The sequence below is a fragment of the Roseovarius sp. D0-M9 genome, from assembly GCF_037083805.1.
In the GTDB taxonomy this organism is placed as follows: domain Bacteria; phylum Pseudomonadota; class Alphaproteobacteria; order Rhodobacterales; family Rhodobacteraceae; genus Roseovarius.
The window spans coordinates 133,772-155,690 of sequence record NZ_JBAPKZ010000005.1; the positions used below are offsets into that span (position 1 = coordinate 133,772).

At 62.7% G+C, this 21,919-nt stretch carries 22 protein-coding genes and 1 tRNA gene; 9 read left to right on the forward strand and 14 right to left on the reverse strand.

The annotated features are described in order from the left end of the window. The first annotated feature begins 8 nt into the window (after positions 1-8). Both cydB and V8352_RS05625 read left to right on the forward strand, forming a co-directional pair. On the forward strand, positions 9-1,010 hold the full coding sequence (cydB, locus tag V8352_RS05620; RefSeq protein ID WP_336423282.1) for a cytochrome d ubiquinol oxidase subunit II: 1,002 nt from the start codon (positions 9-11) through the stop codon (positions 1,008-1,010). Beyond that, entirely contained in the window at positions 1,010-1,120 is a 111-nt protein-coding gene (locus tag V8352_RS05625) for a DUF2474 domain-containing protein (RefSeq protein WP_336423283.1), read from the forward strand. Before cydB ends, V8352_RS05625 begins: the two co-directional genes overlap by 1 nt. A 175-nt stretch (positions 1,121-1,295) precedes the next feature. Here the strand turns inward: V8352_RS05625 and V8352_RS05630 are convergent, their stop codons facing one another. The 4 genes from V8352_RS05630 to V8352_RS05645 all read right to left on the reverse strand — a co-directional run bounded on the left by V8352_RS05630 (position 1,296) and on the right by V8352_RS05645 (position 6,779). After that, a complete protein-coding gene (locus V8352_RS05630; RefSeq protein WP_336423284.1) occupies positions 1,296-2,834 on the reverse strand; it encodes an ATP-dependent DNA helicase in 1,539 nt (512 codons plus the stop codon). A 70-nt stretch (positions 2,835-2,904) separates the two neighbouring features. Continuing rightward, entirely contained in the window at positions 2,905-4,344 is a 1,440-nt protein-coding gene (locus V8352_RS05635) for a phosphomannomutase/phosphoglucomutase (RefSeq protein WP_336423311.1), read from the reverse strand. Positions 4,345-4,483: 139 nt separating this feature from the next. After that, the gene (locus V8352_RS05640; protein WP_336423285.1) at positions 4,484-6,142 is read right to left on the reverse strand and encodes a capsule biosynthesis protein; all 1,659 of its coding nucleotides are present in this window, start codon (positions 6,140-6,142) and stop codon (positions 4,484-4,486) included. After that, positions 6,120-6,779: an ABC transporter ATP-binding protein gene (locus tag V8352_RS05645; protein WP_336423286.1), complete on the reverse strand. Its 660-nt coding sequence runs from the start codon at positions 6,777-6,779 to the stop codon at positions 6,120-6,122. Before V8352_RS05645 ends, V8352_RS05640 begins: the two co-directional genes overlap by 23 nt. A gap of 249 nt (positions 6,780-7,028) precedes the next feature. On the opposite strand from V8352_RS05645, the gene V8352_RS05650 reads away from it, so the two are divergent. Together V8352_RS05650 and V8352_RS05655 are read left to right on the forward strand one after the other, a co-directional pair. After that, the gene (locus V8352_RS05650) at positions 7,029-7,631 is read left to right on the forward strand and encodes a uracil-DNA glycosylase family protein (RefSeq protein WP_336423287.1); all 603 of its coding nucleotides are present in this window, start codon (positions 7,029-7,031) and stop codon (positions 7,629-7,631) included. Further along, positions 7,624-8,412 (forward strand): SseB family protein, encoded by a 789-nt coding sequence (locus V8352_RS05655; protein WP_336423288.1) that lies wholly within the window; start codon positions 7,624-7,626, stop codon positions 8,410-8,412. The genes V8352_RS05650 and V8352_RS05655 overlap by 8 nt, the downstream gene beginning before the upstream one ends. Before the next feature lie 98 nt (positions 8,413-8,510). Here the strand turns inward: V8352_RS05655 and V8352_RS05660 are convergent, their stop codons facing one another. The 6 genes from V8352_RS05660 to V8352_RS05685 all read right to left on the reverse strand — a co-directional run bounded on the left by V8352_RS05660 (position 8,511) and on the right by V8352_RS05685 (position 15,151). Beyond that, on the reverse strand, positions 8,511-9,446 hold the full coding sequence (locus tag V8352_RS05660; RefSeq protein ID WP_336423289.1) for a 2-hydroxyacid dehydrogenase: 936 nt from the start codon (positions 9,444-9,446) through the stop codon (positions 8,511-8,513). Between the two features lie 3 nt (positions 9,447-9,449). Further along, positions 9,450-10,589: a rod shape-determining protein RodA gene (gene rodA, locus V8352_RS05665; RefSeq protein ID WP_336423290.1), complete on the reverse strand. Its 1,140-nt coding sequence runs from the start codon at positions 10,587-10,589 to the stop codon at positions 9,450-9,452. Beyond that, complete coding sequence (mrdA, locus tag V8352_RS05670) at positions 10,586-12,526, reverse strand: penicillin-binding protein 2 (RefSeq protein WP_336423291.1); 1,941 nt, start codon at positions 12,524-12,526, stop codon at positions 10,586-10,588. Before mrdA ends, rodA begins: the two co-directional genes overlap by 4 nt. Beyond that, complete coding sequence (locus V8352_RS05675; protein ID WP_336423292.1) at positions 12,523-13,059, reverse strand: rod shape-determining protein MreD; 537 nt, start codon at positions 13,057-13,059, stop codon at positions 12,523-12,525. Before V8352_RS05675 ends, mrdA begins: the two co-directional genes overlap by 4 nt. Continuing rightward, on the reverse strand, positions 13,052-13,999 hold the full coding sequence (mreC, locus tag V8352_RS05680; RefSeq protein ID WP_336423293.1) for a rod shape-determining protein MreC: 948 nt from the start codon (positions 13,997-13,999) through the stop codon (positions 13,052-13,054). Before mreC ends, V8352_RS05675 begins: the two co-directional genes overlap by 8 nt. Before the next feature lie 105 nt (positions 14,000-14,104). Next, complete coding sequence (locus V8352_RS05685) at positions 14,105-15,151, reverse strand: rod shape-determining protein (protein ID WP_336423294.1); 1,047 nt, start codon at positions 15,149-15,151, stop codon at positions 14,105-14,107. A 206-nt stretch (positions 15,152-15,357) separates the two neighbouring features. Here V8352_RS05685 and V8352_RS05690 point away from each other — a divergent pair, with 206 nt between their 5' ends. Genes V8352_RS05690 through V8352_RS05700 form a run of 3 tightly spaced genes read left to right on the forward strand, consistent with a single transcriptional unit; the run spans position 15,358 to position 16,852 of the window. After that, positions 15,358-15,570 (forward strand): hypothetical protein, encoded by a 213-nt coding sequence (locus V8352_RS05690; RefSeq protein ID WP_336423295.1) that lies wholly within the window; start codon positions 15,358-15,360, stop codon positions 15,568-15,570. A gap of 26 nt (positions 15,571-15,596) precedes the next feature. Beyond that, positions 15,597-16,484, forward strand: a complete 888-nt coding sequence (locus V8352_RS05695; RefSeq protein WP_336423296.1) for an urea carboxylase-associated family protein — start codon at positions 15,597-15,599, stop codon at positions 16,482-16,484. Next, a complete protein-coding gene (locus V8352_RS05700; RefSeq protein ID WP_336423297.1) occupies positions 16,481-16,852 on the forward strand; it encodes a cupin domain-containing protein in 372 nt (123 codons plus the stop codon). The genes V8352_RS05695 and V8352_RS05700 overlap by 4 nt, the downstream gene beginning before the upstream one ends. 7 nt (positions 16,853-16,859) lie before the next feature. Here V8352_RS05700 and V8352_RS05705 read toward each other — a convergent pair whose 3' ends face one another. Together V8352_RS05705 and ctaD are read right to left on the reverse strand one after the other, a co-directional pair. Next, positions 16,860-17,972 (reverse strand): sensor histidine kinase, encoded by a 1,113-nt coding sequence (locus V8352_RS05705; RefSeq protein ID WP_336423298.1) that lies wholly within the window; start codon positions 17,970-17,972, stop codon positions 16,860-16,862. Between the two features lie 163 nt (positions 17,973-18,135). Beyond that, complete coding sequence (ctaD, locus tag V8352_RS05710; RefSeq protein WP_336423299.1) at positions 18,136-19,812, reverse strand: cytochrome c oxidase subunit I; 1,677 nt, start codon at positions 19,810-19,812, stop codon at positions 18,136-18,138. Positions 19,813-20,208: 396 nt separating this feature from the next. Between ctaD and V8352_RS05715 the strand changes: the two genes are divergently transcribed. After that, the gene (locus V8352_RS05715) at positions 20,209-20,574 is read left to right on the forward strand and encodes a hypothetical protein (RefSeq protein ID WP_336423300.1); all 366 of its coding nucleotides are present in this window, start codon (positions 20,209-20,211) and stop codon (positions 20,572-20,574) included. An 88-nt stretch (positions 20,575-20,662) separates the two neighbouring features. Here the strand turns inward: V8352_RS05715 and lipB are convergent, their stop codons facing one another. Further along, entirely contained in the window at positions 20,663-21,367 is a 705-nt protein-coding gene (gene lipB, locus V8352_RS05720; protein ID WP_336423301.1) for a lipoyl(octanoyl) transferase LipB, read from the reverse strand. Between the two features lie 135 nt (positions 21,368-21,502). On the opposite strand from lipB, the gene V8352_RS05725 reads away from it, so the two are divergent. Beyond that, positions 21,503-21,588 (forward strand) — tRNA-Leu (locus V8352_RS05725). A gap of 5 nt (positions 21,589-21,593) precedes the next feature. Here V8352_RS05725 and V8352_RS05730 read toward each other — a convergent pair. Beyond that, positions 21,594-21,919, reverse strand: a 326-nt coding sequence (locus V8352_RS05730) for a hypothetical protein (RefSeq protein ID WP_336423302.1), incomplete at its 5' end; no start/stop codon positions are given.

Below are 21,919 nucleotides of genomic sequence, written 5' to 3' on the forward strand. Positions count from 1 at the left end.
GCCATCAGATGTTTGAACTTTCCTTTATCTGGGCCGGGATCATCGCGTTCGCCGTCCTGACCTACGTGATCCTCGACGGGTTCGACCTTGGGGTCGGCATCCTCTTTCCCTTCGCCGAAAGTGAGCGCGAGAAGGCGACAATGATGAATTCCATCGCGCCCATCTGGGATGGCAACGAGACATGGTTGGTGATGGGCGGGGGCGGTCTTTTTGCCGTTTTCCCCCTGGCCTATGCGGTGGTGATGCCAGCCCTCTACATGCCCATCACCCTGATGCTACTGGCGCTGATCTTTCGCGGGGTCGCCTTCGAATATCGCTGGCGGACGAAGCGGTGGAAATCTGTCTGGGATGTCGCATTCTGCGGTGGCTCGCTGCTGGCGGCCTTCATGCAGGGCATCGCGCTGGGCGCGCTTGTCCAGGGGATCGAGGTGGCAGACCGGGCCTATGCAGGCGGCTGGTGGGATTGGCTCGGCCCATTCTCGGTGCTGACCGGGCTGGCCGTCGTGGTGGGGTATGCCCTCTTGGGCGCGACATGGCTCATCCTCAAGACCGAGGGCGACTTGCAGCGGCGGATGCAGGGGCTGGCCTGGTGGCTGGCGGTTGGAACGCTCGGCTTTGTTGGCCTCGTCAGCCTGCTGACGCCCTTCCTGAACCCTGAATACTTCGACCGTTGGCTCAATCTGCCGGGCAGTCTCCTCAGCGTGGTGATGCCTGTCGCCGTTCTTGGCACTGCCTGGGCGCTTTTCACCGGCCTCAACGACGGCAAGGATGCACAGCCCTTCCTCGCATCTCTGGGCCTTTTCGTGCTCTGCTTTGTCGGGATCGGGATCAGTTTTTATCCCCATATCGTGCCGCCGGGCCTGACCATCGTCGACGCGGCGGCCCCGGATGAAAGCCTGCTTTTCGCGCTGGTGGGCACCGTCGTTCTGGTTCCGATGATCCTCGGCTACACCGCCTATGCCTATTGGGTGTTCCGTGGCAAGGTGGACCCCGAGGAAGGGTATCATTGATGCACCGCTCAGGGCTGCGCAAACTTGGCTGGTTCATCGCGATCTGGATCGCAAGTGTGCTTGCCCTTGGGGTGGTCGCCTACGCCATCAGGCTGGCGATCACTCCCTGATCCTTTCCCGGCGATGAAAGTGAGATTTTCGATGTGCGCTTTCAGTCAGCGAACAGCCAAACTTCTGTGTCCGCGCCGGGCCGTTCACATATCATGTGCATAGGCAGCACCAGAGCATCCCGGTGATCGTCGAGAGGGTCTGAGGCGCCAAGCGGACAGTCTCGGGGCGGTTGCGTCAACCGCTCGGCTCTTCCTCCAGCGTCAGGGGCACGGGCTTGGTGCGCAGATCGTCGACACGCAAGTCATGTTCAGGCTTGGACAGGCGGTTGCGCACGACCCAGTGCAGGCGCTCTTCGGCGCGGGTGATCGCGACATAGGCAAGGCGCTTCCATAGGGGCTGGCCCGCCTCGCTGCGGCCCATACGCGCGGCGGCGTATAGGTCGGGGGCAAAGACCTGAACGTCCTTCCATTGCGATCCTTGCGCCTTGTGAATCGTGACGGCCGCCCCGTGCAGGAATGTCGCGCCCATGTTGGCGGCGAAGGGGATGAAGGGCTCTTCCTCGTCCGGCTTCTCGATCTTCACGATGCTGGCCGCGCTCAACTGGGGGTCTTCGGCGCCCATGACGTGCAGGCGGGAAAATCCGGGCCTGCGCCCCGGTCCCAGGTAAATCACCTGCGCCCCCTTGATGAGGCCGCGCGCCTCCAGATCGAGGCGTTTCTTGCGGTGCTTCAGGGGCAGTTCGATGCCGTCGCAAATCAGCGGCTCGCCCTCCAGCAGCGCATCGAGCGGCGCGCCGTGGACCGAGCGAAACGCATTGATCAGACGGATGCGTGTGGCGTTGCGCCAGACGAGGACAGGGCTGCGCGCCATCAGATCCACCTCGACCCGGCTGGACCAGCGGACGCGATCGTCGCGCTTTGCCGCCTCCTCGATCATGCGCTCGAAATCGTGAAACTCCAGCGCAGGATCGGCCAGCGCATGGGCGAGGTCCAGAATGGGGTTGTCCGCGTCCTGCCGGTGAATGCGGTGCAGCACCAGCTTGGAGGCTTCGGGCAATGTCTCGAAGACCATCGCGCCCGAGCTGTTGACAGGCGCCAGCTGCGCCGGATCGCCGAAGAGCAGAAGCGTGGGAAAAATCTCCTTGAGGTCGTCCATCTGGCGCGTGTCCAGCATAGATGCCTCGTCGATAAAGCCGATATCCAGAGGCTCTTCGCGCCGCTTCCATCCTGTGATGAAATCGCTGCCCTTGAGGCCGGCAGCCGCCAGCGCGCCGGGGATCGACTTGTTGGTTTGGTAAAAGGCAAAGGCGCGGTCCAGCGCGGTTTCCGACATCTCGGCGATCTCGGGGCGCTCGCCATTTCCGGCCAGCCACTCGGCGATCTTTTCATACTCAGGGTCATAGACCGGGGTATACAGGATGCGGTGGATCGTAGTCGCGGGCACGCCGCGCATGCGCAGGACAGAGGCCGCCTTGTTCGTGGGGGCAAGTATGGCCAGCGTGCGCCGGTCCTTGCGCTTTTTGCCCTCGTAATCGCCCGAGACGATATCGACCCCCGCCTCCTCGAGCGCGTGGTAGAGCGCGGCCAGGAGCAGCGTCTTGCCCGATCCGGCCTTGCCAATCACGGCCATCACGCTCTCCTTGCCCTCGCGAGGGGGCGTGGTCGTGCCATTTTCCAAGTCCACGCCAGCGGCGCGCAGCGCCTCGGCGATGCGGTCATGCGCCTCGGCCTGATCGGGCGAATAGGTGACGGTCGTCTGGGGCAATTCGGTCATGGCGCGACCCTATAACGGCGGTGCGGCAGGGACCAGCGAAAGGGGCGCGATATGCGCGCCCCATGCCGTGTCAGATCGTCTGGTCATACTCTCCGACGGAGGGCTCGGTCCGGATCACCGCGTCGATATCGGCAAAGATCGCGCGCATCTCGGCATCGCTTTCGCTGCTTTCGCAGACGACGACCAGATTGGGCGTGTTGGACGAGGCCCGCACGAGGCCCCAGCTGCCGTTGTCCAGAATGACGCGCGCGCCATTGACCGTGACGACCTGCGCGATCTTGCGACCCGCCAGCGGCATCCCGGCCTCATGATGCGCGACAAGCTTGGCCACGAGACGCTCGAGCACATCGTATTTCTCGAGGTCTGTGCAATAGGGCGACATGGTCGGCGTGGCGTAGGTCATGGGCAGGGCGCGGCGCAGATCGGCCATGGACTGCTGCGGATTGCGATCCATCAGCTTGCAGATTTCGACCGCGACGCGCAGCCCGCAGTCATAGCCGCGCCCGATCGGCTCGGCGAGGAAGTAGTGGCCGGACTTTTCAAATCCCGCCAAAGCGCCAATTTCCTTGACGCGCCGCTTCATGTGGCTGTGGCCGGTTTTCCAGTAGTCTGCCTTGGCGCCATGCGCCTGCAACTCAGGGTCCGATGCGAACAGCCCCGTCGATTTCACATCCGCGACAAAGGTGCTGCCGGGATAGAGCCGCGCGAGGTCGCGGGCCATGATGACGCCCATCTTGTCGGCGAATATCTCTTCGCCCTCGTTGTCCACCACCCCGCAGCGGTCGCCATCGCCATCAAAGCCCAGTGCGAAATCCGCGCCCGAGGCGCGCACGGCATCTGCCATGTCATGCAGCATTTCCAGCGCCTCGGGGTTCGGATTATAGTGGGGAAAGGTATAATCCAGCTCGTTATGCGAGGGGACCACCTCGACCCCCATGCGCGCAAAAAGCTCGGGCGCAAAGGCCGATGCGGTGCCATTGCCGGTGGCGCAGACCACCTTCAGCGGTCGCGTCATGCGAAAATCGCCGACAAGATCGTCAAGGTAGGCCTCGCGCACGCCCTCGACGAACTCATAGCTGCCACCGGGCCGGCGCTGGCCGCGGCCCTCGAGCACGATGGATTTCAACTCGGACATCTCATCGGGGCCGTGGGTCAACGGGCGCTCAAACCCCATCTTGACCCCGGTCCAGCCGTTGGGATTGTGCGAGGCGGTGACCATGGCGACAGCGGGCGCATCCAGATGGAACTGCGCGAAATAGGCCATCGGGCTGAGGGCGGGGCCGATATCCAGCACCTTGATGCCCGCCTGCATCAGACCCAGCATCAGCGCATTCTTGATGGTCAGCGAATAGTCGCGATAGTCGTTGCCGACTGCGATCACAGGCGCGATCCCGCGCGCAATGATTTGCGTTCCAAGGCCTAGGCCAAGCGCCGTCATGCCGGGCAGGTTGATTTCTTCGGGGTATTTCCAGCGGGCGTCGTATTCGCGAAAGCCCGTTGGCGTGATCATGGCATCGCGCAGGAATTCCCACGTGTTCGGTGTGACGGTCTGCTGCGGTGTCTTCACTTGGCTACTCTATTCGTTGGGGCCATTCGCGCGCATGAGGCCGCGCAGGTGGCAGATGAAAGGATATGGTAGAGATTTCTGTTCAGGACGAAACCTGTTCGCGCAGGATGGACGCGGTCAGCGAGATCATCAGGTAGATGCCCGCGAACACCAGAAACGCCAGGATCGTATTTTCGAACGACCTGGGGTATGACGCATCTTGCGAGGCGACGGGCCGCACGCTGACGGTGAGATAGCGCACCTGCTTGTTCGCCTCACTCGCGCTCATCCGCTGCGATTCCAGCGCGGCCTGAAGCACCATGTCGGCGGTCATCAGGTCTGCCTGCGCCATTTGGATGTCGGCCGTCTGGGAGGCCAGCGATGCGTTGTCCTCGGTTGCGTCCGTAAGGCGCGCGCGCTGAAGGGCCTGCTCGGCTTTCAGCACTTCGATTTCGCTGGTCAGTGCCTCTACACGGGCTGCGTTGGGGCGCGAGTTGTTCAGCTGTGTATTCAGGTCCAGCTGCTTTTCCTGCAACTGCAATTCCACATTCCCGATGAGCTGGCGGATATTCGTAATCTCGCCCTCGGGGTCCAGAACGGTGCTCTCCTGCATCGCGACCAGCTCACGCTGGGCCTCGCGGCGGTCCTCCTTGGCTTGTTCAAGGCTTTCGATCGAGGATTCCAGGGCGTCCTCGCGTTTTCGCTTGGACAGATCGTCGACGCGTTCTTCGGCATAGGTTATCAGCTTGTTCGAGAATTCGGCGCTGACTTCGGGATCGGCGGTCGAGACCTCCATGCGCAGCACGCCTTCAGTCGGATCATAGCCGATCTTGACGTATTTCTTGTAGAGCTTGTAGGCATCCTCGTTGCTTGCATCCGCGTCAAGCCGTTGAATCGGGTCGATCCATGGCTGACTGAAATGCTCGCGAAAGCCGACATCGCGGTCGAGACGCAGCATCGCGTCCTTGGACAGAAGGTAGGACTGCGTGGCGATCGCGTCCTGCCCCGTTGCGAACTGACTGGGCAGTTTGAAGCCGCCCATTCCGCCGCCGCCCCCGCCGCCGTCATTGGACAGGATCAGAAACTCGGATTTGGTCGAATACATCGGCGTTGCGATGGCGTAATAGTAATATCCCGCCAGCAATGTGGGCAAAAACACGAAGGCGGCCAGACGGGTCAGCAGCAGCAGCAGCTTGCGGCGGCGCCGTTTGGCAATGTCGCGCTGGATGCGGCCGATCTCTTCGCTCCGCCGCTCTGCCGGGCTGTGATGAGTCGAGGGCAGCGTGTTTTGCGTTGGCCGCGTCTGCGGCAGCTGCAGGCGCTGCGCCTCCAGCTCGCGGCCCTTGGCCGGCACCAGATCGCCGATATCGTCATCGTTTTGATCGTTTGCCACCAGCTCCAGAATGCTGGAGCGCTGGAAGGGGTCGATGCCGCGCTCGCGCAGAAGGCGCACGGCGTCAAAATCCGAGGTCGGCGCCAGCCCGTGCTTGTGCGCCACGCGGCGCGCCATACGCAATTGGCGGCCTGTCAGGCCCTCCCTGCGAATATCGTCAATGCTGGTCGAGCCGGCCATCTCGCGCGCGCTCGACACCTGGCCCTCGCGCGGTGCACCAGACGCGTCCTGGGACGCATCTTGCTGCGTCGTCGCGGCGCGCGGCGAAGCTGTCTCGGACGGTGCTCCGCTCTCGGGATTCTGCGCATCGCCCTCGGACAAGGGCGTGCGGCGGATGCGGAATTTTCTAGCCTTGGGTTTCGTAGTCATAAAGCTGTTTGGCCTCTTCCAAGGTATCGAACATATAAAGCTGGCCGTCCATCAGGACGGCGGCGGATGCCGCGAATTTCTCCAGCACCGCGGGCTGGTGCGACACGATCACGACCGTGGTCGTCGACAGGCGTTCGCGCAGGATCTCGCCCGCCTTCTTGTTGAACTCGACGTCTGTCGAACTGGGCATGCCCTCGTCAATGAGATAGATATCGAAATCGAGTGCCAGCATCAGCGAAAAGGTAAAGCGCGACTTCATCCCCGAGCTATATGTGCCGAGTGGCTGGTCGAAATATTCGCCCAAGTTACACATCCAGCGGCAGAACGCCTCTACGTAATCGGGGTCTAGGCCATAGAGCCGCGCGATGTAGCGGCTGTTTTCCATCGCCGAAATCTTGCTGATGACGCCGCCCATGAACCCCAAGGGAAAGCTGATGCGGCAGCCGCGCCGAATCTCGCCCTCGTCGGGCTTCTCGAGGCCGGCCATCATGTTGATCAGTGTCGTCTTGCCCGTGCCGTTTGGTGCCAGAATCCCCATGGAGCGGCCCAACTCCACCCGAAAGCTGACCTTATCAAGGATCACCTTGCGCTGTGTGCCGGTCCAGAAGGACTTGCTGACATTATCGAACTCGAGCATGGAACGCTCCGAAAAAACTGCTGTGCTGGCCCTCTTGAGGTGGAGCCTTGCGTGGGATTGGCCTTTGCGGCCCGTATCCCAAATGTGGACTGCCTTGGCTTCTATATAGGGTTAAAGGCAGAATTATGCCTTAACTGTCAAAATGTCGTTCGTAAAAATGGTTTTTTATGCTGGATTGGAAACAATTATGGCGCGGCGTGCTGGGACCGTGGCTGGAAACCTGCGCCACGCAATCATATCTGAACCTTCATGACCGCATGTGCCAGCCCTATTGCGGCCCGTATCGCCGGATGCCGACTGTGCGCGAGCCGCTTTGCCGCGACGGCCACACGCCATACGCCCCGTCCGGTGCCCTGGTTTGCGACGGGCGCGCGCGTATTGATCGCGGGGCAGGCGCCCGGCGCGCGTGTCCATGCGTCGGGGGTGCCCTTCGATGATGCCTCGGGCGACCGGCTGCGCCGCTGGCTGGGGCTGGAGCGCTCTGTGTTTTATGACCGTTCCCGCGTGGCGATCGTGCCAATGGCCTTCTGCTTTCCGGGGTATGATGCGCGCGGCTCCGATCTGCCGCCGCCTCCAATCTGTCAGAAGACCTGGCACGACCGCGTGATGGCGGCGCTGCCGGACATCCGCCTGCGCGTGCTGGTTGGTGCCCATGCGCAGCGCTACCATCTGGGCATGCGCGGCACTGTGACGCAGGTCGTCGGCGATTGGCGGGCCCGCGCCCCGGAGACATTCGCGTTGCCCCACCCGTCCTGGCGCAATACGGGTTGGCTGAAGAAAAATCCGTGGTTCGAGGACGAGGTTCTGCCCGCCCTGCGCGCCCGCGTCGAGGAGGTGATGCAAGATGACTGAGACCGCACTGGACCGCGCCCACGCCCTGATGGAGGCAGCCAGCGAGGAAGGCGCGCCGCGCCTTGCCTTCTATCACTGCCTTGCTGACACGCAGCTCTTTGTGCTGCTGACCGAGGAAGGGACGGGCGATCATGTGACGCCGCAGACCTTTGATGTCGATGGCACGGATTTCGCGCTGGCCTTTGACACCGAAGAGCGGCTGGCCGGCTTTACCGGCGGGGGCCCTGCGCCCTACGCGATGCTGCCGGGCCGCACGCTCGCGGGGATGCTGTCGGGGGCGGGGGCCGGTCTGGGCCTAAACCTCGATGCGGCCCCGTCGTCTATCCTGCTGCCACCCGAGGCGCTGGGATGGCTGGCCGAGACGCTGGGCCAAGGCGGCGGAGCCGAAGCGACTGCCCGCCCCGAGAGTGTCAGTGCGCCCGAGGGTGTGCCCGAGGCGCTGTTGAGTGTTCTTGATGCCAAGCTGGCCCGCGCCGAAGGGCTGGCAAGCCACGCCTGCCTCGCCGGTGTGCGTTATGCGGGCGGGGCATCGGGGCATGTGGTGATGTTCATTGGCACCGCGCCGGGTGCCGAAGGCGCGCTGACGCGCGCCGTGTCCGAGGCGCTGACATTTTCGGGTATCGAGGCTGGCGCGCTTGATGTCGGCTTTGCCGCGCCACAAAGCGCGCTGGCACAAAGGTTTGAAAAGGTGGGGCTGCGCTTTGACCTGCCGCGCGCCTCTGCCCCGCCCGAGCGGGCCGCGCCCGGATCCGATCCGTCGCGGCCCCCACGGCTCAAATAAGATAACCGCCCCGGACAGAATTGGGCCAGACCTGAAATGTTCCTGTTGAGGACGCAGGCCCGCCCAAAGCTGTGTTCCCGGGTTTTTGGCGGAACGCCTCAGTAACCCAGTTTGGGATCGACGAGGTGCAGAAACGGCTCACCCGCTTCGCCGCGCCGAATATTCTCGGCGATGACCTGACTGGCGGTCTCGTCGCGGGTCTCGGACGCGATATGGGGCGTTACGGTCACCGAGGGATGCGACCAGTAGGGATCGTTTTCGGGCAGCGGCTCGGTGCGGAAAACATCGAGTGTCGCATGGGCGATATGGCCCGTGTCCAACGCCTCCAGCAGCGCCTGATCGTCGATCAGCGGGCCGCGGCCGGGATTGATGATGATCGCGCCTTGCGGCAGCATGGCAAGCCGCTGGGCATCGAGCAGATTTTCCGTCTGGGGCGTATTGGGCAGCAGCAGCACAAGGATCTCTGCCGTGCTTAGCGCCTCGCGCAGGCCATCCTCGCCATGCAGGCAGCGGATGCCGGGCAGATCCTTGGGCGAGCGGCTCCATCCGGTGACATCGAACTTGAGGTAATTCAGCGCATCGCCGCATTCGGCGCCCAACTCTCCAAGGCCCAGGATCGTGACGCGGCGCTGTTCGGCCAAGGGTGGAATATGAGTGCGCCATTTGCCATCCTGGCCGTGAATATGCGCATCCATGCCAAGGTGGTGACGCAGCACATGGCCCGTCACCCATTCGACCATGCCGCGCGTCAGGCCGTGATCGACCATGCGTGCCAGGGGCATGTGCAGGGTCGGGTTGCCGATGATATTTTCGACCCCGGCCCAGAGGTTCATGGCCACCTTGCAGTTCTTGTAGGGTGTGAAATCCTGCACCGGGCCGTTGGGCGCCACCACCATGTAATCCACCTGCTCGGGCGCGATGTCGCGCGCAAGGTTGAAGTCGGTGATGCCCGTGCGCTCCAACGCGTGGCGCAATGGGCCTTCATATTGCGGCCAGCGGGGGTCTTGTGCGGCGAACAGGATCTGAATTGTCATGGATTACCTCGGCTTGTGTACATGTGCGCTTTGGACCATGCCGAAGCCGAGCATAAGGATCAACATGGCAGATCCACCATAGCTGACCAGAGGCAGGGGCACACCGACGACCGGGGCAAGGCCCATGACCATCGACATGTTGACCGCAAAGAAGAGAAAGAAGGTGGCAGCCACGCCCAGCGTCAACAGCGATGAGAAACGATCACGATTTGTCATCGCCGTACTGATGCAAAAGACGATGATCAGCGCGTACAGGCCCAGCAGCGATATCGCCCCCAGAAAGCCGAATTCCTCTGCCAGCGTGGTAAAGATGAAATCGGTGTGCTTCTCGGGCAGGAAGTTCAGCCGCGATTGCGTCCCTTGCATGAAGCCGCGTCCCGTCCATCCGCCCGAGCCGAGCGCGATCTTGGACTGGGTGATATGATACCCCGCGCCAAGCGGATCGGTCGATGGGTCCAGAAAGGTGTCGATGCGTCGAAACTGGTAATCGGCCAGCAACTGCCAATCGGTGCCGCGACTCTTGAACACGGTGGTGATAAGGCCGATCCCGGCGGCGATCACACCGGTAAAATAAGCCCAATGAACCCCCGCCAGAAACATCATCCCGCCGCCCGCTGTAATCAGCAGGATCGAGGTGCCGAGGTCGGGCTGCCTCAGCACCAGATAGACCGGGATGATAATCAGCACGACGGGGATCAGCACCCAAAGGGGCCGCGATGTCTTGTTCAGAGGTAGCCAGTCGTAATAGGCGGCCAGCAGCATCACGAGGGTGATCTTCATCACTTCCGAGGGTTGCAGCCGCATGAAGCCCAGATCAATCCAGCGCTGCGCGCCCATGCCGACGCTGCCAAAGAATTCCACCGCGACCAGCAACGCCAGAGACGCCGCATAGGCCAGCCCTGCAATATTTCGCCAGAACCAGATCGGCACCATCGCGACGATCAGCATGGCGGCGAAGCCAACGCCGAACCGCTTCATCTGGGGGTCCATCCAAGGCGTGGGAGAGCCGCCCGCAACCGAATAGAGCATCAGGAATCCGACGCAGGCCACCGCTGCCAGCAGCACGGCGAGTGGCCAGTTGACATAGAGGATCTTGCGCAGGCCCGTCGGAACGCTTTTGACCGAGTAGTCCAGATAGCTCATGCGCGGTCGCTCGGCTTGGCGCCATGGTGCGGGCGCGCGTTGCGCAGATTGTCCTGCTGGATCTTGATGCGGCCCCGGTCAGCGGCGGGATACGCCTCGAGCGGGGGATCGCCGTCGTAAAGCGCCTGCAACGTGATGTCGCGCGCGATGGGCGCTGCGACGGACGAGCCGCCCCCACCATGCTCGACCACGACCGCGACGGCGATGCGCGGATTGTCGAAGGGCGCGTAGTCAACGAAAAGCGCATGATCGCGCCGCTCCCACGGCAGATCCTCGTTGCGACGCACGCCCTGCGCGCGCTCGGCGGCGGTGATGTTGCGCACCTGGCTGGTGCCGGTCTTGCCGGCCATGCGCATCCCCTCGGTCAAGATGCGGCTTCCATATGCGGTGCCGCGCTTGTTGTTGGACACGTCATACATGGCGCGCCGCACGTTGCGCAGGTTGTTCTCGTTGATGCCCATGTCGTCGCCGTGGCCTGTCGGTGTCTCGACGCCGCCGACCGATTTGATCAGCCGAGGGGTGACCGCACGCCCGGTGGCGAGCCGCGCGGTCATGACTGCCAGTTGCAGCGGAGAGGTCAGCACGAAGCCCTGACCGATGGAGGCGTTTACGCTGTCGCCGATCACCCATTCGGCGCCGCGCGAACTGCGTTTCCAGTCCTTGGTCGGGATCAGCCCCTCGGCCACGCTGGTCATGGGCAGATCATGCGTCACGCCCAGACCGAGGCGCTGCGCCATGGCGCTGATCCGTTCGATGCCGGTGCGCAGCGCCATCTCGTAGAAATAGACATCGCAGCTCTCGCGCAAGGCCGTGCTGAGGTCCATGTTGCCATGCCCCGCGCGCTTCCAGCAGTGAAAGCGCCGCCCGCTGACCTCAAGGTGTCCGGGGCAATAGACGGTGTCCTCGGCAGAGGCATCGCCATCCTCTAGCGCGGCGAGGGCGGTGACCATCTTGAACGTGGAGCCCGGTGGATACATGCCTTGAACCGCCTTGTTCGGCAGGGGGCGATATTTGTTCTCAAGCAGCGCGTTGTAAGCGCTCGTGGAGATGCCGCGCACGAAAAGGTTGCTGTCAAAGCCCGGGGTCGAAACAGAGGCAAGGATGTCGCCGCTTTCGCAATCCATGACGACGGCGGCGGCACTTTCGCCTTCCAGCCGCGCGTGGATGTAGGATTGCAGGTTGCTGTCCGTGGTGATCTGGATGTCGCGGCCCGCTTCGCCCTCTTGGCGGTCCAACTCGCGCATCACGCGACCGGCTGCGTTCTGTTCCACCCGCTTGGTGCCGGCCTTGCCACGCAACAGATCCTCCTGCATCGCCTCGAGTCCGACCTTGCCGATCTGGAACCGTGGAACCAAAAGCAACTGGTCCGGCACCTCGATCTTGCCAAGGTCATAGTCGCTGACGGGCCCGACATAACCCAACACATGGGCGTATTCCTGATCCATCGGATAACGGCGCGACAGACCCACTTCGGGTCGCACACCGGGCAGGGCGGGGGCGTTGACGGCAACGCGGCTCAATTCTTCCCAGCTGACGCGGTCCGCGATGGTGACGGGGTGCACGCGCGAGCGGCGCATTTCCTCGCGGGCGCGCTCCAGCTCTTCGGGGTCAAGATGTATCAGGCGGCCCAGCCGCGCGATCGTATCCTCGACATCGCCTGCCTCCTCGCGCTCCAGCATGATGCGGTAGCTGGGCACGTTTTCGGCCACGACGAGTCCGTTGCGGTCAAAGATCTGTCCGCGCGCGGGCGGGATCAGCCGGATCTTGATCCGGTTTTCTTCGGCCAGCAGGCGGAACTGATCGGCCTGATCCACCTGTAGGTGACGCATGCGCCACGCCAGAAGGCCAAGAAACCCGGCCTGCCCCGCGCCCAGAATCAGGCCGCGCCGCGTGATGTGCCGCTGACTAGCCGCCGTGTTGCGCGTCTGACGCTTCATATACGACCCCTTATGCCGCCTTCGCTGGGCCGTGCCTTGCGCACTCCGAGAAGGAGTGACGAGACCATGACCACCAAGGGATAACATAGCACCGTCATCGCCATTTGCATCAAGCTGAGCCCCAGCGGCGCCTGCGGCACCAGCAAAATCGCCAAACTCAGCCGATAGATGATCGTGACGCCAAGCGCGGTGACGGCGACCATTAGCCATTCGGGTCCGAACCCCATGTCGCGCAGGCCCGGCGCGCGCGCCTTGAGCGCCTCACATGCCAGCACGATCAACGCGGCCCAAAGCCCGGGAGGCCGCTGAAACATCAAATCCGCAAGCAGGACCACCAGCGCGATCAGAAGCGGCGGCGCGTACTGCGGGCGCCGCAGCACCCACGCAAAGGCGAGCGCCATGATGAGATCCGGCCCGGCCCATCCTGAGGGCAGCGTGCTGAGCGGCAGGATCCGGCAAAAGATCACCGCCGCGCAGAGTGCCGCAAAAAGGCTGCGCATGGCCCAGAGATGCGCGCGCGTCCTCTCACTCATTGGGGGCGGTCCCCGCGTCGGGTGCTACAAAGCCCCTGACCGCGGCTGCTGCATCCCCGCCCAAGAGGGGCGTGGGCATCGCGTCCGGTGCGATCAGATCGCCGGTGTCGTCGATACGCGTGCTCCCGTGGTTGCGCAGCACGCGCAGGAACTCGAGCCGCTCGTAATCGGCGGCAAGGCGCAGGCGCAGGCGTCCGCCCGGATCCTGCGCGACCTGCCCGACCAGCAATCCCGATGGAAAAACGCCGCCATCGCCCGATGTGATCACCCGGTCGCCCGGCCGCACGCTGCCGGCGTCTTCGAGGAAGTCTATGGGTGGCGCTGCCGTATTGTCGCCCAGGATCAGCGCGCGCTGACCCGAGGGCTGCACCGTGACCGGGATCCGGCTGGACGTATCGGTCAAGAGGATCACGCGGGATGAATTCTGCCCGACCCCTGAAATGCGCCCGACAAGGCCGAGGCCGTCCATCGCCGCCCAGCCATCGACGATACCGTCACGCGCGCCCACGTTCAGCAGCACGGACTGGCGAAAGGGCGATCCGCTATCGGCGGAAACGACACCGGTGACATAGGTCAGGCGCGGATCGAGGCGCACGTTGTTCAGATCCAGCAAGCGCGCATTTTCCTGCTCCAGTTGCAGGGCAGCCTCTTTCCATGCCTGCATCTGTTGCAGCTCGCGGCGCAGCTCCTGATTTTGGCTGTAGATGCGCTGATAGCTTTGAAAATCGCGCAGGAGGTTGACGGTGCCGGTGACGGGGGCCATCGCCCAGTCCAGATTGGGCACGACTGCGTCTATGACGGCGGCGCGAAACCGCTCGACCCGCGGGCTGTCAATGCGCCACACGAGGAAAAGACCCAGAAGGCATACGAGCAGCACACCCAGAAACAGCCGCTTGAGCGGGCCTGCGTAATCGTCGGATTGTTTGCGATCCTTGGCCAAACGGGGGATCCCTGCGGTGAGAGGGGGCCGCGCCCCGGCCCCTAGGCTATAACGCCGCGAGGGCCCCTGCAATCTTGCGGGGGCCCGGTCGGCGCGGGCGCGCCTTTAGCTATCGTAGTCTATGGCGTGGCGTAGCTGTTTTTCAAATTCGAGCGCCTTGCCGGTGCCCAGAGCCACGCAATTCAGGCTTTCGTCTGCGATGCTCACGGCAAGGCCGGTCTGCTCGCGCAGAGCAAGGTCCAGATCGCCCAAGAGCGCCCCGCCCCCGGTCAGCATGACGCCCCGGTCGACGATATCGGCGGCCAGATCCGGCGGCGTCGCCTCGAGCGCGGTCATCACCGCCTCGCAGATCTGCTGGACCGGCTCTGCGAGTGCCTCGGCGACCTGTGCCTGACTGATTTCGGTTTCCTTGGGCACGCCGTTCAGCAGATCGCGGCCCCGGATCTTCATCGTTTCGCCGCGTCCGTCGTCGGGCATGCGGGCGGTGCCGATGGAGGTCTTGATCCGCTCGGCGGTGGCATCCCCGATCAGGAGGTTCTGCTGCCGGCGCAGGTAGTTGATGATGGCCTCGTCCATGCGGTCACCGCCGATGCGGATCGAGCGAGCGTAAACAATGTCACCAAGGCTGAGCACGGCAACTTCCGTGGTGCCGCCACCGATATCGACCACCATGTTGCCGGTGGGATCGGTGATGGGCATGCCCGCACCAATGGCCGCTGCAATCGGCTCGGCAATCAGACCCGCGCGCCGGGCGCCAGCGCTCAGCACCGATTGGCGAATGGCACGTTTTTCGACGGGGGTTGCGCCATGGGGCACGCAAACGATGATCTTGGGCTTGGAGAAGGTCGTGCGCTTGTGAACCTTGCGGATGAAATACTTGATCATCGCCTCTGCGGTGTCGAAATCGGCGATGACGCCCTCGCGCATGGGGCGAATGGCCTCAATGCTGCCGGGCGTGCGGCCCAGCATCAGCTTGGCATCCTCGCCCACGGCCAGCACCTTCCGCACGCCGTCCTTGACGTGGTAGGCAACGACCGAGGGTTCCGACAGGATGATCCCGCGACCCTTGACGTAGACCAGTGTATTGGCCGTGCCGAGGTCTATGGCCATGTCCGATGTGAACATTCCGGGAATTCTGCTCAATATGGACATGAAGTGTAGTGTCCTGTCTTTGGGTGCAAACGCGAAAAAGGCGACTCTGGGTCGCCGTTGTCCACTCTTATAGAGAGGGGCAGGGCGCGGTTAAAGGGTCTGTTTTGTGCGGCTCAGCATCAATTCGCCGGTAGCTGCCGGGTTGAGCGCGCAGGCGCGCCACGCTAGGCCTGTCGCAGGCCAGAGGGATCGGAGAGGCGCTTGTCATGTTTGTCGTCATCGGGCTGATCCTGGCCTTTGTCCTTATCCTGATCTTTTCCGACCGGCGGACCCGCAATTGCCGCTGGCGCGAGGACCACGGCCGCGACGAGGGCGATCAGCGCTATTACCGTTGTCTGACCTGCGGACATGAGACCTTTACCGCAACGGGCAAGCCGCCCAAGGTCTGTTTTGCGCGAACCCCGCCGCCTGAAAATTGAAAGGCCCGACACGTGAAAGGACCGCCATGACCCAGCCCGCCCCGAACGTGACTGCACCGCCGGATGCCGAGGCGCGCCGCGACGTGCCGCCGGTGATCTGTTATCCGACCGAAACGCTGCCGCAGCCTGATCTTGCGTTTTATGCTGCGGCGCGCCAGGGCGCGGTCAAGATCGCCGAAGTGCTGGCCCGGCCACGCGATGCCGCATGTTTCCGCGCGCCTGCCGGGCATTTCTTTCGAATCACGTCTGTGGACGGGCCGCAGGTGGGCGACTTGAACCTCTGGAATGCCGACGATCTGGACGAGCGATTCTATTCGGGCAAAACCCGTGCCCTGCACGGCACACATCTGACTCGCGGTCAGCGGATGTGGTCGTCGCTGCCGCATCTGCGGCCCATGGCGACGATCACCGCGGACACGCTGGAATGGTATGGCATCGACCAATATGGTGGGTCCGTCCATGACGTGATCGGCACGCGCTGCGATCCCTACACGGGGCATCTTCTGGCGGGCGGGCAGTATCATCACTGCTGCCATTCCAACCTGACGCGCGCCCTCAGCGATGAGACGGGGCTGCCCCTCGCCGAGGCTGAGCGCCATGTGCATGATGTGCTCAACGTCTTCATGTGCACCGGGTTCACCCGCGGGACGGGCCAGTATTTCATGAAGGCCAGCCCGGTCCGCCCCGGCGATTACCTTGAATTCTTTGCCGAGATCGACCTTCTGGGCGCGCTCAGCGCTTGTCCCGGTGGCGATTGCTCGGCCCAGCATTCCAGCGATACCGCGGTTTGCCACCCCCTGCTGGTCGAGGTCTTCGCGCCCGCGCCCGATGCGCTGGAGGGATGGCGCGCGGCGCAGCCGAACGGATATGATGGCACCCATGGGCGCGGTCCTGTCGCGGGGCGCGCGGGATGATCGGATATGCGCCGGGGTGCGATGTCGGTGTGCTGGAGGAATGGCCGCTGGATAACCCGGCCAGCCACTACGTGATCCTGCGGGGCGCGCCGCGCACATTTGGCCGTCTCGATGCGGGCGGGCCGGGGCATGTCACGCGATTTGGCATCTGGCGCTGCACGCCCGGCGCCTTTCAATGCACCGAGCAGGGGGATGAGATGATGACGATCCTCGCCGGTCGGTGCCGCCTGACGGATCATGGCACCGGCGCGGTGCGGGATTTGAGTGCCGGTGACAGCCTGTTCGTGAGGGGTGGCGCGCGCGTGACATGGGACGTCGCGGAAGAGGTCACCAAGGTGTTTTTCGGGCACAAGCCTTGCGGGTATTGAGCCGCGTCTAGGCGCGAGCGCCCGTGGGTGCCTCGATCACGAATTCCAGTTCGACGGTCAGGCCCGCAGACGATGAGCTGACCTCGAGTTCGGAATTCAATTCGGCGCCGATGACCTGCGCGATCAGCGTGCCCAAGCCGCCGCGCGCTGGGTCCGCCTCGGCGGGCAGGCCAACGCCGGTATCGCTACAGGACACGCGCAGCGTGCCCGGCTCTTGGCCATGGCCGATCCGGATCGTGATCGTCCCGCCCATGCCGTCCGGAAATGCGTGTTTGTAGGAATTGGCGACAAACTCATTGACCAATGTGCCCACGGCGACCGCCTGACCCGTTGGCACCGCGCAACTTGCCGCGTTCATGACCAGATGCACCCCGTGCGGCGCCATGGCGGTCATATTTTGCCTCATCTCTTCCAGATATGTCTTGAGATTGATCCTCAAGTGATCGTCGGTGCGGTAAAGCTGGCTGTGCAGACGCGAAACCGCCTCGATCCGGGAATGGACGGTCTGAAGCGCCTTGCGGGCCTCGTTTCCAGCTGCGCGCCGTTCTTGAATGCCGACAAGGGACGACAGCGATTGCAGCGAATTCTTGACGCGGTGATCGATTTCCTGGCGCAGCAGCTTGTTCGCGTTGAGGGCGCGGCGCATGTCCATCTGCGCCATCACTTGCCGCGAGAGCACCCGAAGCGCATCGCGCTGATGTGGAGTAAGGATGCGCGGCGCGTAATCGAGAACGCACAGCGTTCCCAGAGGCAGGCCGTCATCCGATTTCAGAAGGGCGCCCGCATAAAACCGCAGACCCGGATCGCCTGTGCAGAGCGGGTTGTTTGCCATGCGTGGATCCTCAAGGGTGTCAGGGATCTCGACGAACTCCTCCTCAAGGATGACATGGCTGCATATCGACGTCTCAAGCGGTGTTTCGCGCACGCCCAGACCGACCTCGGCCTTGAACCACTGTCGGTCGGCGTCGATCAGGTTGACGACGGAAATGGCCGTGCCGCAGATCTGCGAGGCCAGCAGTGCGATGTCGTCGAAATCAGAGTCCCGCGGTGTGTCGAGGATATCGTAGCTGCGAAGCCGCTCCAGCCGTGCCGCCTGATTGGGATGCTTGAGAGCTTCCAAATTGCCGCCCCGTATTTTTGCCGCACCAAAACCTAGGGTTGTAGTGTTTCACATTTCTGCGCTGCGTCAATTCCAATCTGGGGAGGTTTGGGAGAAGGCATCGAATTGAAAAAGGCCCCGGAACGCTCCGGGGCCTTTGCCTTGGTCTTGGATCTGGCTGCGCTTAGTGCGCGTGGCCCTTGTCCCAGTCTTCCCGCTTGGGAAGCTGCTCGAACGTATGCTCGGGCGGCGGGCTGGGCAGGGTCCATTCCAGCGTGTCTGCATACTCATTCCACGGATTGTTCTCGGTCACGCGGCGACCATAGAACAGCGCGTAGAGGATCACGCCGAAGAAGAACACAAAGCTGGCAAAGCTGATGAACGCACCGATTGACGACCAGTAGTTCCAGGTCGCGAACGCCTCGGGGTAGTCGATATAGCGCCGGGGCATACCCTGACGGCCTAGGAAGTGCTGCGGGAAGAACGTCAGGTTTGACCCGATGAACATCGCAAAGAAGTGCAGCTTGCCAGCCCATTCAGGATACATCCTGCCGGTCATCTTGGGGAAGTAGAAGTAGATCCCCGCAAAGATGGCAAAGACGGCGCCAAGGCTCATCACATAGTGGAAGTGCGCAACGACGTAGTAGGTGTCGTGGTACGCGCGGTCGATCCCGGCCTGCGACAGAACGATGCCGGTCACGCCGCCCACGGTGAACAGGAAGAGAAAGCCGAAGGCCCAGAGCATCGGTGTCTTGAACTCGATCGAGCCGCCCCACATCGTCGCGATCCAACTGAACACCTTCACGCCGGTGGGCACGGCGATCACCATCGTGGCCAGCATGAAGTAGGACTGCTGCGTCAGCGACATGCCCACCGTGTACATGTGGTGTGCCCAGACGACAAAGCCGAGTGCGCCAATCGCGATCAGGGCCCAGACCATCGGCAGGTAGCCAAAGATCGGCTTGCGCGAGAAGGTCGCGATGACGTGGCTGATGATGCCGAAGCCGGGCAGGATGATGATGTAGACCTCGGGGTGACCGAAGAACCACAGGATGTGCTGATAGAGGATCGGATCGCCCCCGCCAGCAGGATCAAAGAAGGTCGTTCCGAAGTTACGATCGGTCAGCAACATCGTGATTGCGCCCGCCAGAACCGGCAGCGACAGCAGGATCAGCCATGCGGTGACGAAGATCGACCAAGCGAACAGCGGCACTTTGAACAGGGTCATGCCCGGCGCGCGCATGTTGAGGAACGTTGTGATCATGTTGATCGCACCCAGGATCGAGCTGGCGCCCGACACGTGCACGGCAAAGATCGCAAGGTCCATCGAGATGCCCGGCGAGTTGGTCGAGAGCGGCGGATAGAGAACCCAGCCAACGCCCGCACCTAGTGCGCCACCGGTGCCACCCGGCGTCAGCATCGAGGCCACGCCCAGCGACGTGCCCGCGACATAGAGCCAGTAGGACAGGTTGTTCATCCGCGGGAACGCCATGTCCGGCGCGCCGATCTGCAATGGCATGAAGTAGTTGCCAAAGCCGCCGAACAGCGCGGGAATCACCACGAAGAACATCATCAGCACGCCGTGGTATGTGATCAACACATTCCAAAGGTGGCCGTCAGGCGTACAGGTCGCCGCAGAATCGGCGATGAACCGGGCACCCTCCTGGCACATGTACTGAACACCGGGCTCCATGAGCTCGAGACGCATGTAAATGGTGAAAACGACCGAGAGCAGGCCGACAAGCGCCGACGTGATCAGGTAAAGGATACCGATATCCTTGTGGTTCGTGGACATGAACCACCGGGTAAAGAACCCTCGTTCGTCTTGGTGGTCGTGGCCATGAATGGCTGCATCTGCCATTGGGTGCCTCCTGCTGGTATGGATCCGGGCGCTCGCGGATGGGCTACGGGCGCGCAACGTTGCTGGACGTCGTTTTAGTGTGCCCGGTCAGACCGGGCAACGCCCGAGTGTATGAGAACGCAAATTAAATTGTCGCACCCCTCATGGGCGTTTTGCGATGCAGAATGCGGCTGGAAACACCCGTCGCGCGCTTTCTTCACCGTTGTTGGGCGCAGAATATCGCAAAGGATCATCAATATGCCGGCGATGGCACGCTTGCCTTTTCCGGCGCGTGATGTCGAAAAAAATCAAACCGTTTGGAACCAGCGTGACGGCTGCCGTGTTGACACCCCAAGCGACGCAAGACCCTGCACGACGCCGGGATGCGTTGTCTGATTTGAAGTTTAGGAGAATGAAATGACCAACTTTCGCAAACTGAGCACAGCCGCCGCCGCCTTGACACTGGGCACGTTCATGTCCACCGGCGCATTTGCCATGACATGCGGCGAATTCAATGAAATGGACTCCTACGACCAGTTGGGAGCGATTTCCGAGATGGGCCGTGAAGGCGCGCGTGACCAAGCGATGGGTGAAGATGCCACCGAAGCTGGTGTTGCCACCGAGCAGGCAGATGGTGATGACACCATGAACGACGATGCTGGTCGCGAAGGCGCGCGCCAAGATGCGCGTGGCGCGGACGTCATGATGTCCGAAGTGATGCAACGTTGCATGGAAGACGGTGAACTGATGGTTGAAGACGCGATGCACCCGTCCGAAGGCTGAAGAAGATAGCGCCAACCCCCTTTCGTGCGCCAGTCCTGTCCCTTCTGATAGGCACACGATCAATTGGCGCTGTGACCCGCAATCCTTTTCAGGGTTGCGGGTTTTTTACGTTCTGGAGGAACTCGGCTTTGATCGGGTCAGCCGGGTCGCCAAAAATGCCGTCGAATTCGCGGCGCAGCGCGACATCGACATCCTCCATGGTGACGGGCAGGCCCAGATCAACAAGGCTCGTGACCCCGTGTTGGGCGATGCCGCAGGGAATGATGCCGCTGAAGTGCTCCAGCTCCGGCTCCACGTTGATCGAGATCCCGTGAAAGCTGATCCACTTGCGCAGGCGCACACCAATGGCCGCGATCTTGTCTTCGGGCGCCGCGCCATCCGGGCCAAGCGGCTTGTCCTGACGGGTGACCCAGACGCCCACGCGCCCCGCGCGAAGCTCGCCCGTGACGTTGAACGCATCCAGCACCGCAATCACCCACGCCTCGAGCTGTCGCACAAAGGCGCGCACGTCGCGCCCGCGCTTGCCGACGTCCAGCAGGACATAGACGACCCGCTGGCCCGGACCGTGATAGGTGTATTGCCCGCCGCGCCGCGCCTCATATACAGGGAATCGGTCGGGGTCGATCAGGTCTTCGGGCCGCGATGACGTGCCTGAAGTATAGAGAGGCGGATGCTCCAGAAGCCAGATCGACTCGGGCGCGGTGCCGGCGGAAATATCGGCGACACGCGCCTCCATGAGGGCCAGAGCCTCTTCATAATCGGTCAGACCGGGCGATATTTTCCATTCTACCATGGGGCGGGTGATACACTGGCACCGCGCACAGGAAAAGCGCGTGTTGCGCGCCAACGCCGGTGTTTTCGTAGAGCCGTAATTTGCTCTTCACAAACCTGCCCAGAGACGCTAAACGCCACGTCATACCATGACAGTGCGGTCGTGGCGGAATGGTAGACGCGCAGCGTTGAGGTCGCTGTGGGGTAACACCCGTGGAAGTTCGAGTCTTCTCGACCGCACCAATTCATTATGAGTATTTATTCAAAATAAGTGCATTAGCTGTTTTGTTTGCGATGGTGTCCCCCTTGTAGTCCCCTTTGCTTGTAAGCGTTGCAATTGTGCACAGCTCTTGGCGTCGGGGCGCGAGTTGGTTTGCTCGCATCTCGCTTGCACGACGAACTGCTTGTTTTTGAGCCTGAGTGATCATGGTGGATTCGGCGGCAGAGCACATCGTTGTCAAATGAGGGTCCCTTCTCGTTCCGTGTGGGTAGTCGGGCGCACCGGTGCTTGAGCCGCTCCCATATTTCGTGCCTTCGGTAGGCGCGTCCGACGCGGAGACCTCAGCCATCGCAG

Excerpts from the sequence above, each read along its gene's own strand:
- V8352_RS05635 (WP_336423311.1), bottom strand. The coding sequence starts at position 4,344 with ATGATCACGCCAACGGGCTTTCGCGAATACGACGCCCGCTGGAAATAC.
- lipB (WP_336423301.1), bottom strand. The coding sequence starts at position 21,367 with ATGGTAGAATGGAAAATATCGCCCGGTCTGACCGATTATGAAGAGGCT.
- V8352_RS05685 (WP_336423294.1), bottom strand. The coding sequence starts at position 15,151 with ATGTCCATATTGAGCAGAATTCCCGGAATGTTCACATCGGACATGGCC.
- mrdA (WP_336423291.1), bottom strand. The coding sequence starts at position 12,526 with ATGAAGCGTCAGACGCGCAACACGGCGGCTAGTCAGCGGCACATCACG.
- V8352_RS05690 (WP_336423295.1), top strand. The coding sequence starts at position 15,358 with ATGTTTGTCGTCATCGGGCTGATCCTGGCCTTTGTCCTTATCCTGATC.
- ctaD (WP_336423299.1), bottom strand. The coding sequence starts at position 19,812 with ATGGCAGATGCAGCCATTCATGGCCACGACCACCAAGACGAACGAGGG.
- V8352_RS05650 (WP_336423287.1), top strand. The coding sequence starts at position 7,029 with ATGACCGCATGTGCCAGCCCTATTGCGGCCCGTATCGCCGGATGCCGA.
- V8352_RS05700 (WP_336423297.1), top strand. The coding sequence starts at position 16,481 with ATGATCGGATATGCGCCGGGGTGCGATGTCGGTGTGCTGGAGGAATGG.
- V8352_RS05660 (WP_336423289.1), bottom strand. The coding sequence starts at position 9,446 with ATGACAATTCAGATCCTGTTCGCCGCACAAGACCCCCGCTGGCCGCAA.
- cydB (WP_336423282.1), top strand. The coding sequence starts at position 9 with ATGTTTGAACTTTCCTTTATCTGGGCCGGGATCATCGCGTTCGCCGTC.
- rodA (WP_336423290.1), bottom strand. The coding sequence starts at position 10,589 with ATGAGCTATCTGGACTACTCGGTCAAAAGCGTTCCGACGGGCCTGCGC.
- V8352_RS05630 (WP_336423284.1), bottom strand. The coding sequence starts at position 2,834 with ATGACCGAATTGCCCCAGACGACCGTCACCTATTCGCCCGATCAGGCC.
- V8352_RS05645 (WP_336423286.1), bottom strand. The coding sequence starts at position 6,779 with ATGCTCGAGTTCGATAATGTCAGCAAGTCCTTCTGGACCGGCACACAG.
- V8352_RS05625 (WP_336423283.1), top strand. The coding sequence starts at position 1,010 with ATGCACCGCTCAGGGCTGCGCAAACTTGGCTGGTTCATCGCGATCTGG.
- V8352_RS05695 (WP_336423296.1), top strand. The coding sequence starts at position 15,597 with ATGACCCAGCCCGCCCCGAACGTGACTGCACCGCCGGATGCCGAGGCG.
- V8352_RS05715 (WP_336423300.1), top strand. The coding sequence starts at position 20,209 with ATGACCAACTTTCGCAAACTGAGCACAGCCGCCGCCGCCTTGACACTG.
- V8352_RS05675 (WP_336423292.1), bottom strand. The coding sequence starts at position 13,059 with ATGAGTGAGAGGACGCGCGCGCATCTCTGGGCCATGCGCAGCCTTTTT.
- V8352_RS05655 (WP_336423288.1), top strand. The coding sequence starts at position 7,624 with ATGACTGAGACCGCACTGGACCGCGCCCACGCCCTGATGGAGGCAGCC.
- V8352_RS05640 (WP_336423285.1), bottom strand. The coding sequence starts at position 6,142 with ATGACTACGAAACCCAAGGCTAGAAAATTCCGCATCCGCCGCACGCCC.